17 protein-coding genes are annotated in these 14,665 nt (G+C 69.9%); 10 read left to right on the forward strand and 7 right to left on the reverse strand.

Translation table 11 applies throughout. From position 1 onward, the window contains the following. The first annotated feature begins 69 nt into the window (after positions 1 to 69). Entirely contained in the window at positions 70 to 384 is a 315-nt protein-coding gene (locus ABD235_RS30460; RefSeq protein WP_344180412.1) for a nucleoside triphosphate pyrophosphohydrolase, read from the forward strand. Between the two features lie 64 nt (positions 385 to 448). On the opposite strand, the gene ABD235_RS30465 is transcribed toward ABD235_RS30460, so the two are convergent. After that, entirely contained in the window at positions 449 to 628 is a 180-nt protein-coding gene (locus ABD235_RS30465; protein ID WP_344180414.1) for a hypothetical protein, read from the reverse strand. Between the two features lie 7 nt (positions 629 to 635). Next, complete coding sequence (locus tag ABD235_RS30470; protein WP_344180415.1) at positions 636 to 1,115, reverse strand: hypothetical protein; 480 nt, start codon at positions 1,113 to 1,115, stop codon at positions 636 to 638. Between the two features lie 71 nt (positions 1,116 to 1,186). Here ABD235_RS30470 and ABD235_RS30475 point away from each other — a divergent pair, with 71 nt between their 5' ends. Both ABD235_RS30475 and ABD235_RS30480 read left to right on the forward strand, forming a co-directional pair. Continuing rightward, entirely contained in the window at positions 1,187 to 1,678 is a 492-nt protein-coding gene (locus ABD235_RS30475) for a DinB family protein (RefSeq protein WP_344180417.1), read from the forward strand. 474 nt (positions 1,679 to 2,152) lie between these two features. Next, the gene (locus ABD235_RS30480) at positions 2,153 to 2,575 is read left to right on the forward strand and encodes a hypothetical protein (RefSeq protein ID WP_344180419.1); all 423 of its coding nucleotides are present in this window, start codon (positions 2,153 to 2,155) and stop codon (positions 2,573 to 2,575) included. Positions 2,576 to 2,869: 294 nt separating this feature from the next. On the opposite strand, the gene ABD235_RS30485 is transcribed toward ABD235_RS30480, so the two are convergent. Further along, complete coding sequence (locus tag ABD235_RS30485) at positions 2,870 to 3,193, reverse strand: hypothetical protein (protein ID WP_344180421.1); 324 nt, start codon at positions 3,191 to 3,193, stop codon at positions 2,870 to 2,872. Positions 3,194 to 3,254: 61 nt separating this feature from the next. Here ABD235_RS30485 and ABD235_RS30490 point away from each other — a divergent pair, with 61 nt between their 5' ends. After that, positions 3,255 to 3,656: a VOC family protein gene (locus ABD235_RS30490; RefSeq protein WP_344180423.1), complete on the forward strand. Its 402-nt coding sequence runs from the start codon at positions 3,255 to 3,257 to the stop codon at positions 3,654 to 3,656. A 172-nt stretch (positions 3,657 to 3,828) separates the two neighbouring features. Here ABD235_RS30490 and ABD235_RS30495 read toward each other — a convergent pair whose 3' ends face one another. Next, the gene (locus ABD235_RS30495) at positions 3,829 to 4,848 is read right to left on the reverse strand and encodes a GNAT family N-acetyltransferase (protein WP_344180425.1); all 1,020 of its coding nucleotides are present in this window, start codon (positions 4,846 to 4,848) and stop codon (positions 3,829 to 3,831) included. A 54-nt stretch (positions 4,849 to 4,902) separates the two neighbouring features. Between ABD235_RS30495 and ABD235_RS30500 the strand changes: the two genes are divergently transcribed. Together ABD235_RS30500 and ABD235_RS30505 are read left to right on the forward strand one after the other, a co-directional pair. Then, the gene (locus tag ABD235_RS30500; protein WP_344180427.1) at positions 4,903 to 5,181 is read left to right on the forward strand and encodes an HIT family protein; all 279 of its coding nucleotides are present in this window, start codon (positions 4,903 to 4,905) and stop codon (positions 5,179 to 5,181) included. Between the two features lie 7 nt (positions 5,182 to 5,188). Next, complete coding sequence (locus ABD235_RS30505; RefSeq protein WP_344180429.1) at positions 5,189 to 5,767, forward strand: chloramphenicol phosphotransferase CPT family protein; 579 nt, start codon at positions 5,189 to 5,191, stop codon at positions 5,765 to 5,767. Here the strand turns inward: ABD235_RS30505 and ABD235_RS30510 are convergent. After that, positions 5,761 to 7,272 carry a phospholipase D-like domain-containing protein gene (locus ABD235_RS30510; RefSeq protein ID WP_344180431.1) on the reverse strand — a complete coding sequence of 504 codons (1,512 nt, stop codon included), beginning with the start codon at positions 7,270 to 7,272 and terminating at the stop codon, positions 5,761 to 5,763. The two genes, ABD235_RS30505 and ABD235_RS30510, sit on opposite strands and share 7 nt — an antisense overlap. Positions 7,273 to 7,319: 47 nt before the next feature. Between ABD235_RS30510 and ABD235_RS30515 the strand changes: the two genes are divergently transcribed. Next, positions 7,320 to 8,063 carry a hypothetical protein gene (locus ABD235_RS30515; RefSeq protein ID WP_344180433.1) on the forward strand — a complete coding sequence of 248 codons (744 nt, stop codon included), beginning with the start codon at positions 7,320 to 7,322 and terminating at the stop codon, positions 8,061 to 8,063. Between the two features lie 75 nt (positions 8,064 to 8,138). Further along, positions 8,139 to 9,131 (forward strand): glycoside hydrolase family protein, encoded by a 993-nt coding sequence (locus tag ABD235_RS30520; RefSeq protein WP_344180435.1) that lies wholly within the window; start codon positions 8,139 to 8,141, stop codon positions 9,129 to 9,131. Here ABD235_RS30520 and ABD235_RS30525 read toward each other — a convergent pair. Continuing rightward, positions 9,128 to 10,495, reverse strand: coding sequence for an FAD-binding oxidoreductase (locus ABD235_RS30525; RefSeq protein WP_344180437.1), 1,368 nt, complete (start codon positions 10,493 to 10,495; stop codon positions 9,128 to 9,130). The genes ABD235_RS30520 and ABD235_RS30525 overlap by 4 nt on opposite strands. A gap of 236 nt (positions 10,496 to 10,731) precedes the next feature. Here ABD235_RS30525 and ABD235_RS30530 point away from each other — a divergent pair, with 236 nt between their 5' ends. Beyond that, positions 10,732 to 11,958 carry a lactate racemase domain-containing protein gene (locus ABD235_RS30530; protein WP_344180439.1) on the forward strand — a complete coding sequence of 409 codons (1,227 nt, stop codon included), beginning with the start codon at positions 10,732 to 10,734 and terminating at the stop codon, positions 11,956 to 11,958. Here the strand turns inward: ABD235_RS30530 and ABD235_RS30535 are convergent. Continuing rightward, positions 11,955 to 12,866, reverse strand: coding sequence for a GTP-binding protein LepA (locus tag ABD235_RS30535; RefSeq protein ID WP_344180441.1), 912 nt, complete (start codon positions 12,864 to 12,866; stop codon positions 11,955 to 11,957). The genes ABD235_RS30530 and ABD235_RS30535 overlap by 4 nt on opposite strands. A 255-nt stretch (positions 12,867 to 13,121) precedes the next feature. Between ABD235_RS30535 and ABD235_RS30540 the strand changes: the two genes are divergently transcribed. Then, complete coding sequence (locus tag ABD235_RS30540) at positions 13,122 to 14,576, forward strand: flavin-containing monooxygenase (RefSeq protein ID WP_344180443.1); 1,455 nt, start codon at positions 13,122 to 13,124, stop codon at positions 14,574 to 14,576. Positions 14,577 to 14,665: the final 89 nt, after the last annotated feature.

Below are 14,665 nucleotides of genomic sequence, written 5' to 3' on the forward strand. Positions count from 1 at the left end.
AAGTCCACCCGTACGCTCCCGGCGGCCGCGACTTCCCCGCCGCGCTACTCGACCTGCTGAAATGGCCCGATGCGAAAACTCGTGAGGGATCGGATGCCGGAGATCATCCGCGCGAAAGGCGAGGTGCCGATCGTGTACCAGGCCGAGCCCGACGAGTACCGGCGACGGCTGCGGGACAAGCTGGTCGAGGAGGTCGGCGAGTTCCTCGACGAGGGCGAGGGCGAGCGCGAGGCGGCGCTGGAGGAGCTGGCCGACGTACTCGAGGTCGTCCACGCGCTGGCCGTCGAGCTGGGCTCGAGCGCGGAGGAGCTCGAGCGAATCCGCTCGGCGAAGGTCGCGGAGCGCGGCGCGTTCGCGGAACGGGTCATCTGGTCCGACAGGTGAGGCGCCTGGCGTCAGTCAGTGGACTGTGACAGCAGGCGAATCCGCTGCCGATTCCGCTGCGGCGCTACTGGCCGCCGTACAACAACGCGAAGCCGAAGAAGACACCGGCCGCGACACCGACTCCAACCGTCTCGCCCCAGCCCGCGCCGTCGTGCTTGACGAATGCCCCGAACGCAACGCCGAACAGCAGTCCGCTGAACACGCCCGCCAACCAGTTCGGCGGCCTGGTCACCCGATCACGCATCTCCACATCATCCAGTACGCGGGGTTTCCGGCCGTACGGCGAAGTGGTCCGTGCCGGGGTCGTAGGCCAGCAGGTGCCTGGGGCGAAGCTCCTCGGAGGTGAGTACCGCGGGCTTCCCCACCGCCTGCGCGACGACTCGCAGGAAGGTGCACACGGCATCCAGCCCGGTCTGCCCCCGGACGTCGTCCGAGTGGAGGCCGAACTCGATCTCGTCTGCGGTCGAAAACCTCGTCGTCATGAAGAGACCGACGAGCGGCTGCACCGAGAGGGAGGCGGAGAGGTCGTCTGCCCCGGCGAAGATCTCGCGGACGCCGGGCAGGTCCGGCCGGCCGATCGAGGTGAAGCCGACCTGCCAGCCCTGCGAGACGACGGCAGCGATCGCCTTCTCCCAGTCCTTCACACCAGCGCCGAACACGTAGACGCCCAGCGGCTGCCCGTTCGTGCGCCCGAAGAAGTCGGCGACCTCGGACCACCTCGGAGTCTGCATCCCATGATCATCGCCGTACGGCGGCCGGCAGGGCGCGTGGATTTGTCGGTGGCGGGTGGGAGGGTCTGGACATGGATGCGGTGGACGAGCTGTTGGTGGGGTTCCTGGAGGCTCAGCGGGGGCGGGTGTTCGAGGTGCTTGCCGGGTTGGACGAGCGGCAGTTGCGGCAGGTCGTGCTGCCTTCGGGGTGGGCGCCTTTGGGGCTGGTGGAGCACCTGGGGTATGCGGAGCGGCACTGGTTTCAGCAGGTGATGCTGGGGGCGGCCGAGCCAGTGCCTTGGGAGGACGACGAGGACAACGACAGTGGGCCGTTGTCGACGACGCGGAGTACGGAGGTGGTGTTCGGGTTCTACCGGGACGAGATCGCGCGGGCCAACGACGTACTGGCTTCGACTTCGTTGTCGGCGGCACCGATCGGGCGGCACGGGGTCGGGCCGGAGCCGGCTGAGTTGCGGGTGATCGTGCTGCACATGATCGAGGAGACGGCGCGGCATCTCGGGCATCTGGACGCGGCGCGGGAGCTGATCGACGGCGCGGTCGGGCTCGGGCAGGACGAGTGGTGAGACGGAGTGCGGCGGTTGCATGGAACCGCCAAGTGGTCGGCGGGCAGGACGAGTGGTGAGACGGAGTGCGGCGGGTGGACGGAACCGCGACGTGGTCGGCGGCGGTTTCGGCGACCACGGCGTCTTCGGCCCTCGGCCTGACCGGGTAAGCGCCGTACGGGCCGAGGCGATCCGCCGGGATCGCGGACGGCGAAGCCTGATCGGCGATGCGCGGGCGCTGCCCGGCCTGAGCGGCGACATCGAACGAGATCGAGTGCGAGATGCCACCGGCTGCCTCGGTGCAGGAGGCGGTGGAGGCGATCGCGTGCGGCCTCGGGACGCGGGCCGAGACCGAGCCGTTGTGGTCGAGCCCGAGGTGCCTCATGGCGATGCCGGGCCGGCTGACGCCGCTCGGTTGAAGCTTGTACGGACTGAGACGGGCGCGCTGCGGCCCGGCGCCGAGGAGCGGGAGGGCGGGGCTGGCATCCTCTGCGGATGGTGATCGAGCGGCGCAGTCCGTGGTGGCGGGGGTCGGTGAGTTCGGACCTCGCGGAGTTCCTGGTGGCGTTCTCGTACGGGCAGGTCAGCGAGATCGTGCCGGCCCGGTGCAACGGGTGCGGGGACTCGGTGTTCGTGGTCGGGATCGACGACGAGCACGGGTACGCCGTACGACGCTGCGCCGGCTGCGACAGTCCCTGGGTGATGCTCGGCGGGAGCGGGTGGGCCGCGATCGAGCGGGCGGTCTGCCCGTGCGGCGGTGAGCTGTTCGAGGTCGCGGCGGGGTTCGCCGAACGTGTCGACGGGGAGCTCGGCTGGGTGTATCTCGCGCTGCGCTGCACGACGGACGACGTACTCGGCCTGTACGGCGACTGGCGGATCGCCGCGCGTCCGACCCGCAAGCTGCTCGATCTGGTCTGAGCCCGGCACGCCTGGAACTCAGCCGAGTCCGCTGCTCCCTCACCCCGGCTCAGCCGAGCCCGCTGCTCCCGCACCCCGGGCCCCGCCGAGTCCGCTGCTCCCTCACCCCGGCTCAGCCGAGCCCGCTGCTCCCGCACCCCGGGCCCCGCCGAGCCCGCTGCTCCCGCAACCCCAAGCCCCGCCGAGTCCGCTCCTCCTCACGCCCGGCTCAGCCGAGTCCGCTGCTCCCGCAACCCCGGGCCCCGCCGAGCCCGCTGCTCCCGCAACCCCAAGCCCCGCCGAGTCCGCTCCTCCTCACGCCCGGCTCAGCCGAGTCCGCTGCTCCCGCAACCCCGGCCCCGCCGGCTTCTCCACGCCCAGCTCCAAGAGCTGCCGGCGGCGAGTGCGTTCGACCGCGTGGCGGCGGCCGCGCCGGAAGGTGCGCTCGCCCTGCCGGCTGGATCCGCGCTGGGCGAGCAGCTTCATCAGCACCTGGGCCTCGAACCGGTTGCCGACGTCTGCCAGGGGCCGTAGGACGTGGATCGCGTCGTCGATGCGGCCCTGCTGGGCGAGGTCCTCGGCCAGCCGCTTGGCAGCGAACGGGTCGCCGGCGTCGGCTCGGGAACGTCCCGCCTCCACCGCCGTACTTCTGGGGGTGCCGCCTGGCAGGATCAGGCGCACCGAGTCGAGGAGGGGCGAGATGGCGTTGCGGTGGTACTCAGTGGTGGTGGACTGTGCCGACGTGAAAGCGCAGGCGGCCTGGTGGGCCGAGGCGCTGGACTGGCGGCTGATCATCGCGACCGACGACGAGTGCGTGATCATCCCGTCGTGGGTGGACGAGCAGGCGATGCGTGAGATTCCGTGGGAGCGGGTCGGACCGGGCATCGTGTTCGTGCCGGTGCCGGAGGGCAAGGCGGTGAAGAACCGGCTGCACCTGGACTTCGCGCCCCACACCAGCCAGGACCGCGACGCCGAGATTGCCCGGCTGGAAACTCTCGGCGCCAGACGCGTCGACGTCGGCCAGCCCGACGGCCCGAGCTGGACCGTGCTGGCCGACCCCGAAGGCAACGAGTTCTGCGTCCTCAGCTCCCGGGACAGCTGAGGTCAGCCAGTACGCCGGGCGTAGCGTCAGGCAGCGCAACCTGCAGGGCGCCAGCCCGGACCGCCCGACTAGGCGTGAGATGCAGAGCGCGGGCGCGGGATGCGTGGTGCAGAGCGCAGGGCGCGTCGCGCAAACTGCTGGGTGCGTGGCGCGAGGCGCGGCCGGCCGCCGATCAGCGGGTCGTGATCTCGATCGGGATCGACGGCGCGAAGCCTTCGCACGCCTTGGCGAGCTCATCCACCGTGAGCTTCCCCGCGAACAGCTCCGGATCCGGACGGAAGTGCACCGTCGTACCAGTGGATGCAGCCCCCGGCAGCGACACCAGCGGCCCGCGCGGTACGCCGTACTCGTAGCGCCGCGTCCAGCTGCCCTCGGTGCGGTGGTTCGTGTGGATCGCCCACGCGCTCAGTGCGACGACGACCGACATGCCGTGCCGCGGGCGCCCGTCCGGCAGAAGCGGCGTGGAAGGGTTGCCGAAGAAGCGCAGGTCGCGGGTCGCCATGATCGGCTTCACCATCGGTACGCCGTCGTCGTCGAACCGCACGAACGTGCCGCGCCCGTCGTCGGAGACCTCGATCGAGCCGTCCTCGTGCAGTACGACGCGCGCCCGCGTCGCCGTGCCCTCGACGCCCTCGTCGAGCGGATAGGCGATCGCCTCCAACGCCTGGTGCAGCAGATCGCCGTACTGCCCCGGATCAGCTCGAATCGCGTCGATGTGCGCAGTGTCGGCGACCGACAGCCAGCTGTGCGAGCTCAGCCGCAGATCGATGAACGGGATCGTGTCCCCCGGAAGCACATAACGGTCGATCTCGATGAACCCGCGCCGCTGCGCGAAGTGCAACCCTTCGGAGTTGCTCGCGAGCACGATCGTCTCGACGTCCGACGCGCCCAACGATTCGGCCGTCGCCAGCCCGCGCCGGTACAGCTGCTCGCCGTACCCGCGCTGCCGGTACGCCGGAAGCACGCGCGCGATCACCGTCGCGGCGGGCGAGTCCGACGGCGGCCGCACCGTCGAGCACCCGACCGCGACGCCATCGGCGTACAAGACCTCGAGATGGTTGCGCCCGGCCCGTTCCCGGACGTCGTCGGTGGACAACGGCGCCGTCGGGATGATCGCGTTGTGCACCTCCCGCCAGTCCTCGACCAGCCGGTCGTCCCCCGCCTCCACCACAACCATCCGCAGCTCACTCACCCGACCACCCAACCCCGCCGCAGCACCCAGGTCAACCGACTTCCAGGAGCCCCGATGTTCAACCACACCCCACCCGGCTACACCTGCCCGTTCTGCCGCCTCGCCGCCGGCGGCGAGGACGAGTTCACCACCCAGCACGACGTCGTACGCCGCACCTCGACAGCTATCGCCTTCGTAGCCTCCCGCTGGTGGCCGAACAACCAAGGCCACGTGCACGTCTTCCCGCGGTACGTCGGTGACGAGCTCAACAACACCCGTCACCTCACCGAGCCCGCTACCGCCGCCGAACGTGCGCCGTACGTCGAGAAGCTGCGGACCTTCCTCGCGAAATGATGACCCCATGACCTCCGCGACGCACGAACTGCTGCCTCAGGCAACCAACCCGCCCCTCGGTCGGGTCGTGTTCCTGAACGGGACCTCCAGCTCCGGCAAGTCGACCGTCGCGGAGGAACTCCTGCGCACGCTCGACGGCGCTTGGTACCACCTGGCCGTCGACCACTATCACCGTGCGCGCTCGCGGCACGACTGGACCGACGAGGAGTTCCTGCCGATCTTCCAGCGCACGGTCCTCGGCTTCCACCGGGTGGTCGCCGGCATGGCCTCGGCGGGCAACGACGTCGTCGTCGACCACATCCTCGGCGAACGCTGGCGCCTGACCGACTGCCTGCAGGTCTTCGCCGGATTCCCGGTCTACCTCGTCGGCATCCACTGCGCCCTCCCCGAGCTCGAACGCCGGGAACAAGCCCGAGGCAACCGAACCATCGGCCGCGCCGCCCTGCAGTTCCCCCTCGTCCACCAGCAACTGCAGTACGACGTCGAGGTCCACACCGACCAGCAAACGCCCGCCGAGTGCGCGGCCCAGATCGCCCACCGCCTGACCACCCCACCCGCAGCCTTCGCCGAGCTACAGATTCAGTAAGCCCCGCGCCGCCGCATCGCCCGAGGCCGCCCGTCCGGGTCGTACACGTGATCGAAGATCGGCCGAGCCCACACCCGTTGCCACCGGCTCACCCTTGCAGGCCGATGGCAACGAACCTGCCCCGGCGGACGCTCGCCCACCTCGCCGCCCGCATGCCAAGCATCCAAGGCTTCCGCCGTACGACGCCAGGCATCGAACCCCGCGGCCGGATCGAGCTCCGCGGAAGCTCCAAGATGCTCCGACCACAATTCCGAGCGCAAGGAACGAGCAACGTCCGGCGCAATCACCGCACACGTCAACTCACTGTCGTTGGTCCAAGAGCGCCGGTTGAAGTTGTCCGACCCACAGGCAAACCACTCGTCATCGACAATGCAAACCTTCGCGTGCACATAGATCGGCACCCCGTCAGCATTCTCCAGATCGTAAACAGCACAACGATCCGACCGCAGCAACGCCAAAGCCCGCCGCTGACCATCCAACGCCGGCGGCCCGCTGAACCGCCCGTCCGCATCAGGGAACCGCGGTACGACCACAATCACCCGCAACTCAGGCGACCGCTCCAACGCCTCCTGCAGGGCAGCAGCCACGTCCCGCGACCAGAAGTACTGATCCTCGATGTAGATCAACGACCGCGCCCGCCGCAACGCCTTCAAATACCCCCGCGCAACGCTGTACTCCCCGTGCGGCGCAAACGGAAAGCCCGGATGCTTGTGCGCATACGTCCGCAACACCTGTACGGCGTGCCGCCCCGCCTCCGGCGGATCAGGGAACGACTCCGGCAACGGCGAGGGATGCCGCGGCATCCGCGACCACCGCTGCACGAGCAGCCGGTACGGCGTCCGCCGGTCGAGCGGGTGCGGATCGTCCCACCGCTCGATGAAGCACCGCAACAGATCGCCGACGACCGGCCCGCGGATCTCCAGCGCCACGTCGTGCCACGGCGTGTGCGATCCGTACCGCGGATCCATCGGCGCCTGCTGCGGATCCCCGCGGTGCGACGCGTCGTCGCGCCGCTGGTGCGACAGGTCGATCCCGCCGACAAAGGCGACGTCGGCGGCCGGATCGTCCCGGTGCCGGATCACGAACAGCTTCTGGTGGTGCGACGCCAGCCGCCGTACGCGCTGATCGAGCAGCACCTCCGCGCCCGCCTCGTTGAGCTCGGTGCCGAGCCGCTGGTTCTCCTGCGCGTTGAAGCTGACGTGGTCCGAGTGCGACCGCCACAGCAGCCCGCGCACCTCGACCCCGTTCCGCGCGAGGTCGCACAGCACCTCGCCGACGGTCGTCCCGTCGTCGATCAGCGCCTCGTCCTGGTCCCCGCGCCAGTCGGTGAAGTAGACCCGGTCGCCTTTCGACAGCCCGCACAGTTCGTCGTACAAACGTGCGAAGTACGTCGCGCCGTGGACGAGCGGGCGGACCAGGTTCCCCTCGGTCCAGGCCCCGTCCCGATCGATCTCCGTCGCGGGATTGCCACGCTCGGTGGCCGTGAGGAACCAGTCATACTTCATTCCTCTCCAGTGCCCAGGCGGTCCGAGACCATGAGAGGCTGCCGACGATGCGCACCCGAAACTGGCTCCTGCTCCTCGGTCTCCCGGCGTCGATGGCCTGGTCCGTCGTCGTGAACTTCTCGATGCCGAGCTGGTTCGACCCCGGTGAGGACTGCGCGCTGACGCTCGGCCGCGCGTCCAGCGCCGGCGCGACCGTGCGCGAGTCCTGGTTCCCGCCTCGCGCCACCTGCGACTTCGGAGACGGCCAGGTCTACGACTTCGTCTCCCCCGCCAGGACCGTCGTGCTGACCGTGACCGGCGTTCTCATCGCGTTGGTGCTCGCAGTCGGCCTCGTGCTCTGGGTGAAGAGCCTGTTCCAGCAAGACGAAGCACCGCACTCACAAGACAGCGTCGACCTTCGCCAGCGCAGATTCGCACACCTCACCAGCGCGCTCGTCCTCGGCGCCCTCGGCACCGGCGCCCTGCTCTGCCTGGTCGTCGTCGGCCTGGTCTTTGGTGGCCCGCCCGGCATCCTCACCGCCGTCCTGGGCGGCGCAGTCGGCCTCGCCGCAGCAGCCGGGGCACTGGATCGCTCCGTCGGCCCACTCCCGAGTACGGCGGCCCAGTCGCGCCGCCGCGGCGCGTTCGCCACCGCGATCCTGCTCGTCTGCACCGCGATCGGGATCGTCCCACGCTTCCCTGTCCCGCAGTTCGGGATCCTCGTCCTCGCCGCCGCACTGTTCGCGGTCACCGTCCTGATCCAGTGGTCCCGCGCCGGTAATCAAGACAATACCTTTGCTAATACGGATTAGCTTCTTGACCTCACCCGAGCCAGCCTCACACACTCGGCACGAACCAGCACGCCGCCCCCGTGAGAGGACCTCGAGATGCCGAACCTCAGCCGCCGCACCCTGCTCCGCGGCACCGCCGCCCTCGGCCTCGGCGCAGCCGCCACCACCGGCCGGACCCAGGCCCACGCCGCCCCGGGCGGATTCCCGGACTACGCGTTCACCCGCGTCGCCTTCGACAAGTCGAAGCTGCGCTACAACCCCACCGGCGAGCTGATCTTTCCCAGCGTCCGCGGCACCGTCGGCCGGATCAGCAACGCGCTCGGCCGCTTCTACCTGTACTACGCACCGCACGACGCCCCCGGCGGCCTGTGCCTGGCGTACTCGAACTCCCTCGGCGGCCCGTACACGGAGTACCCGAACAACCCGATCATCAGCCGCACGTGGTCCCCGCACTACAACGTCTCGCACGTCTCGTCCCCGCACTCGCTCTGGAACGACGACGTCAACGAGCTCTGGCTGTACTTCCACGGCGAGAACACCACCACCCGCCTGGCCCGCTCCACCGACGGCATCCACTTCACCTACGACAAGGTCGTGCTCTCCACGTCGATGCTCCCGGCCGGTACGACGGAAGCGTCGTACGCGCGGGTGTTCCGCCATGACCTGCCGGCCCGGAACGCGCGCTACGTGATGGTCTTCATGATCAACACCACCGCGAACCGGCGCTCGATCGGCTGGGGCTGGTCCCCCGACGGCCGGAGCTGGACCTTCTCGCAGACCCCGCTGATCACCCCGCAGGAGGTCGGCGCGCGCGACGTCGGCGCCCCGGCCGTTGCCTCGCGCAACGGTTCGACGTACGTCGTCTACCACACCGACATCGGCTCCGGCGGCTCGATGCGGATCACCGAGGTGGGCAACGACTTCAGCCGCCGCAACCACCTCGGCGTCTTCCACGCGCCGCTGGCCGGCGCGCCCGACAACGGCCGCTGTGCCGCGCCGGCGTTCGGCTCCGACAACGGTGTCGAGTACATGATCTACGAGGCCGGCGCCCGCCTCGAAGGCTCGATCGCCATCGCGAAAGCTGTCTAGGCCGGCCGGATGTTCTGGTTCAGGTGGAACACGTTGTCCGGGTCGTACTCCCGTTTCACCTGAGCCAGCCGCCGGTAGTTCTCCTCGCCGTACCCGGCGACCACCCGGTCCTGCCCCTCGTCCCCGATGAAGTTCAGGTAGACCGCGCCCGTCGACCACTCCTTGACGTCGGCGCACACGTCCCGCGCCCACTGGACTCCGCGCGCGTCGTCCGCCGCGTCCGACCACACCCCGAACGGATGCACGACCCAGGCCGCCGACCGGTGCGGCAACGGCCACCGGTCCGCTTCCCGCGCGACCGCGCCGCCCCACGGCACGATCATCTGCTGCGAGGGCGACGGGGCCGGCATGTCGGCCGCCCGCGCGCAGAAGGCCGCGATCGCCGCGTCCGGCAGCTCTCGAAGATGTTCGGCCGACCAGTAGTGCCGGAAGCCCGGTGGGTCGTCAAGCGCCGACTGCAGTGCGGCGTACGGCATCTCGGCGACCATCACGCCCTCCGGCGACAGGTCGAACATCGGTGTGAACACGTCCCGCGTCTGCGCCTCGTCACCCATGTAGACCGCCGCCGTGGCCACCAGCGGTTCGCCCTGGAGATGCAGCGGCACGAACTCCTCCGGCGGACCGGTCAGGTAGAACACTCCTCCGCCGAGCTCCTCCGGCGCACCGCCGTCGACCAGATCCCGATAGGCCTGTACGACGTCAGGCCCGGCCTCGGCGGGCCACATCAGCAACGCCAGCGTCACGGCCGGCAGCACCTGCAGCCGGAACGTCAGTGCCGTCGCCGCGCCGAAGTTCCCGCCGCCACCGTGCAGCGCCCAGAACAGCTCGGTGTTGCGCGTCTCGTCGGCGATCACCAGTTCCCCTTCGGCCGTGATCAGCTCGACCGACACCAGGCTGTCGCAGGCCAGACCCCACTTGCGCTCCAGCCAGCCGGACCCGCCGCCGAGCGTGAGCCCGGCGACGCCGGTCGTCGAGACCCGGCCGCCCGTCGTACCGAGCCAGTACGGCTGGCACATCCTGTCGAAGTCCCCCCAGGTCGCCCCGCCGCCGACTCGGGCGATCCGCGCGTCGGCGTCGACCTGGACCGTGTTCAGCCGGCGCAGGTCGACGACGAGTCCACCGTCGCTGACCCCCGTTCCCGCCACGCCGTGCCCGCCTCCGCGGACCGCGATCTCGAGTCCCTGCTCGACGCCGTACCGGACCGCTGCCCCGACGTCGGCCGCCGACTCGCACTGCGCGATCATCGCCGGGCGTTTGTCGATCATCGCGTTGAACACCGTGCGCGCCTGCTCGTAGTCCTGGTCGCCCGCCCGCAGCAACCGGCCCCCGAACCCGAGTGGGCGCGTGATCATCGTGTCGGACATGGGAACTCCCCCTCGATCGCCAATCCCCAGCTGACACGCTCGATGCTGCGCCCGCCCAGCCTCCTGGTCAACGCCTCGAAACCCTCGTGCACCAACGGCTCCCGCCCGATCACACCCCGCACCCAGAATCCGACTTTGTGCACGGATCAGCCGCCGCAGGGGCGATTCGGTGACTGGCCGGTGCTCAAAGTCTGGCTTCGGGGCGGTGGCAATCGCTTGCCGACTAGGCTGGGTGGATGCTCGACTCTTCCGTGATCGGCGACAGCACCCGGACGCTCACCGAGGACGAGGTCACCACCTTCGTCCAGGACTCGCTCGCCTCCGCCAGGCTCGACGGACGCAGCCTCTGCGTGATCGTGCCGGACGCCACCCGTAGCTGCCCGCTGCCGCTGCTGCTGCGGGCCGTCCACAGCGCGGTCGCCGGACGGGTCAGCAGGCTCACCGTGCTCGTTGCCCTGGGCACCCACGCGGAGATGTCGCCGGACGCGCTGCGCGAGCACCTCGGCGGCGAGTACGACGTACTGAACCACGAGTGGTGGAAGCCCGAGACCTTCGCCGACCTCGGCACGATCAGCGCGGAGCGGATCGGCGAGATCTCCGACGGCCGCCTGCACCAGGAGGTCTCCGTCAAGCTCAACCGGGCCGTCGTGGAGCACGACGTCGCCCTGGTGGTCGGCCCGGTCTTCCCGCACGAGGTCGTCGGCTTCTCCGGCGGCAACAAGTACTTCTTCCCCGGCGTCGCGGGCCAGGAGGTGATCGACCTGTCGCACTGGCTCGGCGCGCTGATCACCAGCGCGAGCATCATCGGTACGACGGGAACGACGCCGGTCCGCGCGCTGATCGACGAGGCCGCGGCGCTGATCCCGGCCGAGAAGCTCGCGCTGTCACTGGTCGTCGAGTCCGGCACGCACAACCTGCACGCCGTCGCGTTCGGCGACACCCAGTCGTCGTGGCAGGCGGCCGCCGAGATCTCGGCGCAGACCCACGTCAGGTACCTCGACCACCCCGTCCGCCGGATCGTCTCGTTGATGCCTTCGCGCTACCAGGACATCTGGACGGCCGCCAAGGGCTTCTACAAGGTCGAGCCGGTCGTCGCGGACGGCGGTGAGGTGATCCTGTACGCGCCGCACGTCCGGCAACTGGCCGCGATGCACCCGGAGATCGAGCAGATCGGGTACCACTGCCGCGACTACTTCGTCGGCCAGTGGGAGAAGTTCCGCGACCTGCACTGGGGCGTGCTCGCGCACTCCACCCACCTGCGCGGCGCCGGCACCTGGGACCCGGCCACCGGCGAGCACCTCCGCGTCGAGGTCACGCTGTCGACCGGCATCGCAGAGGACGTCGTACGCCGGGCCAACCTCAACCACCTGGCCCCGGCCGACTTCGACCTCACGGCGTACGAGAACGACCCCGAGACCCTGGTCATCCCCAACGCCGGCGAGATCCTCCACCGGCTCCGTTAGCTCTCCGGGCTCAGCCTCGGCCTCGGGAGCTTCCGCGCCACCGCGTCCGCCTCGGCCTTCGCCGCCTCGACCGCCAGGCGCAGCGCGTCGACGACGTACGTCGGCACCCGCAGGCCCTTGCGGCTGGCCCACAGCAGCTCGTGCTCGACCCGGGCGATCTGCTGCGCGTGATGCACGACGTCCGAGTCCTGCGCGGACATCCCGAGCGCCTCCATCACGCGCCCGAAGTCGGCCCGCTGCCGCTTGTGGTCGACGCCGACCGGCGTGAACGTCAACCGCCGCAACGACCGGACCAGCCACTTCTGCCAGCCGCCCAGCTGCCCCCACAACCCGCGGGACGACATCTGGTAGAAGGCGAAGTGCCCGGGCTCCTGCCGCCGGATCGGCGCGATCACGGTCTCCGAGATCGCCCGCTCGTCCATCTCCCGCAGCCCGTTGTGCAGCTGCCCGTACGCGAGCACGGCGGACCGCTCGGTCGCCATACCGGTCAGGTAGTACAGCATCCGGCTGACATCCTGGACCGGCCCGAACCGGCCGAGCGCACCGAGAAGCCGCAGCCGGATCGACACCTGGTTCAGGTCGGCCTTCAGCGGGTCGAGCCCGATGATCGCCTGCAGCTTGTCCAGGATCTCGCCGTGGCGGGTCTCCTGCGGCATCCAGACGTCGGCGTAGAAGTGCCGGTCGACCTCCGGCGGGTTGGGCAGCAGCGCGGCCAGTTCCAGCACGTTGCGCTCGACCTCGAGCTCGACGCGGGCCATGTAGCTCAGCACCGGGCCGAACCGGCGCGCGATCAGCCCCGGCTGCGCCATCGAGTAGTCGACACTGTCCAGGTCGATCGGCGGGTGCTCCTCGCCCAGCCGATCGACGTGTTCGCTCAGCCGGTCGTCCAGCTTGTCGCGTCCGCTCATCCGACCGGCCCGCCGTGGGTCGTCGCAGCGTTCACGTCCGCCTCCTCACGAGACAGTTGGGCAGGGTCACCAGAATAAAGAACGGTTGTTCTTTGACCTAACGACTTACCGGCCGCGGCAACAGTGAATCCGTTCACACTGCGGGCAGTGAGCACGTGGTCGTGCGGCCGGGGAGTACTTCGGAGCGGAAGCCGGACCGGATCGGACCAAGCTAACCCTTACCTCCCACCCTAACCCGCCGGTAACCTTCCGGTCATGGATCAGACCGAGGTCGTCGTGGTGGGGTCGGGATTCGCCGGGCTGTGCATGGCGATCAAACTGCGCGCCGCGGGGATCGAGGACTTCGTCGTGCTCGAGCAGGCCGAGCGCCTCGGCGGCACCTGGCGGGACAACACCTACCCCGGCTGCGCGTGCGACGTCCCGTCGTACCTCTACTCGTTCTCGTTCGAGCAGAACCCGCGCTGGCGGCGGATGTTCGCGCCCTGGGACGAGATCCTCGCCTACCTCGAGCACTGCGCGACCAAGTACGGCGTCGCCGGCAAGATCCGGTACGGCGCGGAGGTCACCGAGGCCGTCTTCGACGAGGCGACCAGCCGGTGGACGGTGACGATCAACGGCGACGAGACGCTCGAGACCCGCGCCCTGGTCGCCGGGGTCGGCAACCTGCACCAGCCGAAGTTCCCCGACCTGCCCGGCCTGGACACGTTCGCCGGCCCGGCCTTCCACTCCGCCCAGTGGGACCACAGCCAGGACCTGACCGGCCGCCGGGTCGCCGTGGTCGGGACCGGCGCCAGCGCGATCCAGTTCGTGCCGCGGATCGCCGAGCAGGTCGCGCACCTGGATGTCTACCAGCGCACCGCGCCCTGGGTTACCGGTAAGCCCGACCGCGCGATCGGCCCGCGCGAACAGGCTCTGCACGCCCGCTTCCCCGCCGGGCAGCGCGTGATCCGCGACGCGATCTTCTGGGGTCTGGAAGCGCGAGGTCTCGGCTTCGCGGGCAACCCGAAACTGATGAAGGGCCTGGAACTGCAGGCCCGTCGCCACCTCCGCAAGCAGGTGAAGGACCCGGTACTGCGGGCCAAGCTGACGCCGGACTACCAGATCGGCTGCAAGCGGATCCTGCTCTCCAACGACTACTACCCGGCGCTCACCCGCCCCAACGTCGACGTGGTCACGACCCCGATCAGCCGGATCACCGAGACCGGCGTGATCGATGCCGACGGCACCGAACGGCCGGCCGACGTACTGGTCCTCGGCACCGGTTTCGAGGTCTCCGGCAACCTGACCCGGATGCGGATCCTCGGCCGCGACGGCACCGACCTGGCCGACCACTGGAAGCAGCACGGCATCGGAGCCCACCTCGGCATCACCGTGGCCGGCTACCCGAACCTCTTCCTCCTGGTCGGCCCGAACACCGGGCTCGGCCACTCCTCGATGGTCTTCATGATCGAGGCCCAGGTCCGGTACGTCGTCCAGGCGCTGCGCCTGCTCGGCCGCGCTTCGGCGGTCGAGGTCCGCGAGGACGTGCAGGAGCGGTTCGTCGACGAGGTCCAGCAGCGGCTCGACCACACCGTCTGGGAGTCCGGCTGCAACAGCTGGTACCTGGACGACCAGGGCCGCAACTCGACGATCTGGCCCGAGTTCACGGTCGGCTACTGGCGCCGGACCCGGCGCCTCAACCCGACGGACTTCGTGCTCACCCGGGGATGACCCGGACGCCGGAGGTCGTAGCGCTCAGGGTCCGCCGTACGACCAAGGGATGAGCCGAAGACGGGTCCAAGGGCCGATGTCCGGACGGC

This window comes from Kribbella lupini, from assembly GCF_039529595.1.
GTDB lineage: Bacteria > Actinomycetota > Actinomycetes > Propionibacteriales > Kribbellaceae > Kribbella > Kribbella lupini.

Coding starts and splice junctions, on each gene's coding strand:
- ABD235_RS30540 (WP_344180443.1), top strand. CDS start 13,122: ATGGATCAGACCGAGGTCGTCGTGGTGGGGTCGGGATTCGCCGGGCTG.
- ABD235_RS30475 (WP_344180417.1), top strand. CDS start 1,187: ATGGATGCGGTGGACGAGCTGTTGGTGGGGTTCCTGGAGGCTCAGCGG.
- ABD235_RS30520 (WP_344180435.1), top strand. CDS start 8,139: ATGCCGAACCTCAGCCGCCGCACCCTGCTCCGCGGCACCGCCGCCCTC.
- ABD235_RS30490 (WP_344180423.1), top strand. CDS start 3,255: ATGGCGTTGCGGTGGTACTCAGTGGTGGTGGACTGTGCCGACGTGAAA.
- ABD235_RS30465 (WP_344180414.1), bottom strand. CDS start 628: ATGCGTGATCGGGTGACCAGGCCGCCGAACTGGTTGGCGGGCGTGTTC.
- ABD235_RS30500 (WP_344180427.1), top strand. CDS start 4,903: ATGTTCAACCACACCCCACCCGGCTACACCTGCCCGTTCTGCCGCCTC.
- ABD235_RS30505 (WP_344180429.1), top strand. CDS start 5,189: ATGACCTCCGCGACGCACGAACTGCTGCCTCAGGCAACCAACCCGCCC.
- ABD235_RS30480 (WP_344180419.1), top strand. CDS start 2,153: ATGGTGATCGAGCGGCGCAGTCCGTGGTGGCGGGGGTCGGTGAGTTCG.
- ABD235_RS30525 (WP_344180437.1), bottom strand. CDS start 10,495: ATGTCCGACACGATGATCACGCGCCCACTCGGGTTCGGGGGCCGGTTG.
- ABD235_RS30530 (WP_344180439.1), top strand. CDS start 10,732: ATGCTCGACTCTTCCGTGATCGGCGACAGCACCCGGACGCTCACCGAG.
- ABD235_RS30460 (WP_344180412.1), top strand. CDS start 70: ATGCGAAAACTCGTGAGGGATCGGATGCCGGAGATCATCCGCGCGAAA.
- ABD235_RS30515 (WP_344180433.1), top strand. CDS start 7,320: ATGCGCACCCGAAACTGGCTCCTGCTCCTCGGTCTCCCGGCGTCGATG.
- ABD235_RS30470 (WP_344180415.1), bottom strand. CDS start 1,115: ATGCAGACTCCGAGGTGGTCCGAGGTCGCCGACTTCTTCGGGCGCACG.
- ABD235_RS30535 (WP_344180441.1), bottom strand. CDS start 12,866: ATGAGCGGACGCGACAAGCTGGACGACCGGCTGAGCGAACACGTCGAT.
- ABD235_RS30510 (WP_344180431.1), bottom strand. CDS start 7,272: ATGAAGTATGACTGGTTCCTCACGGCCACCGAGCGTGGCAATCCCGCG.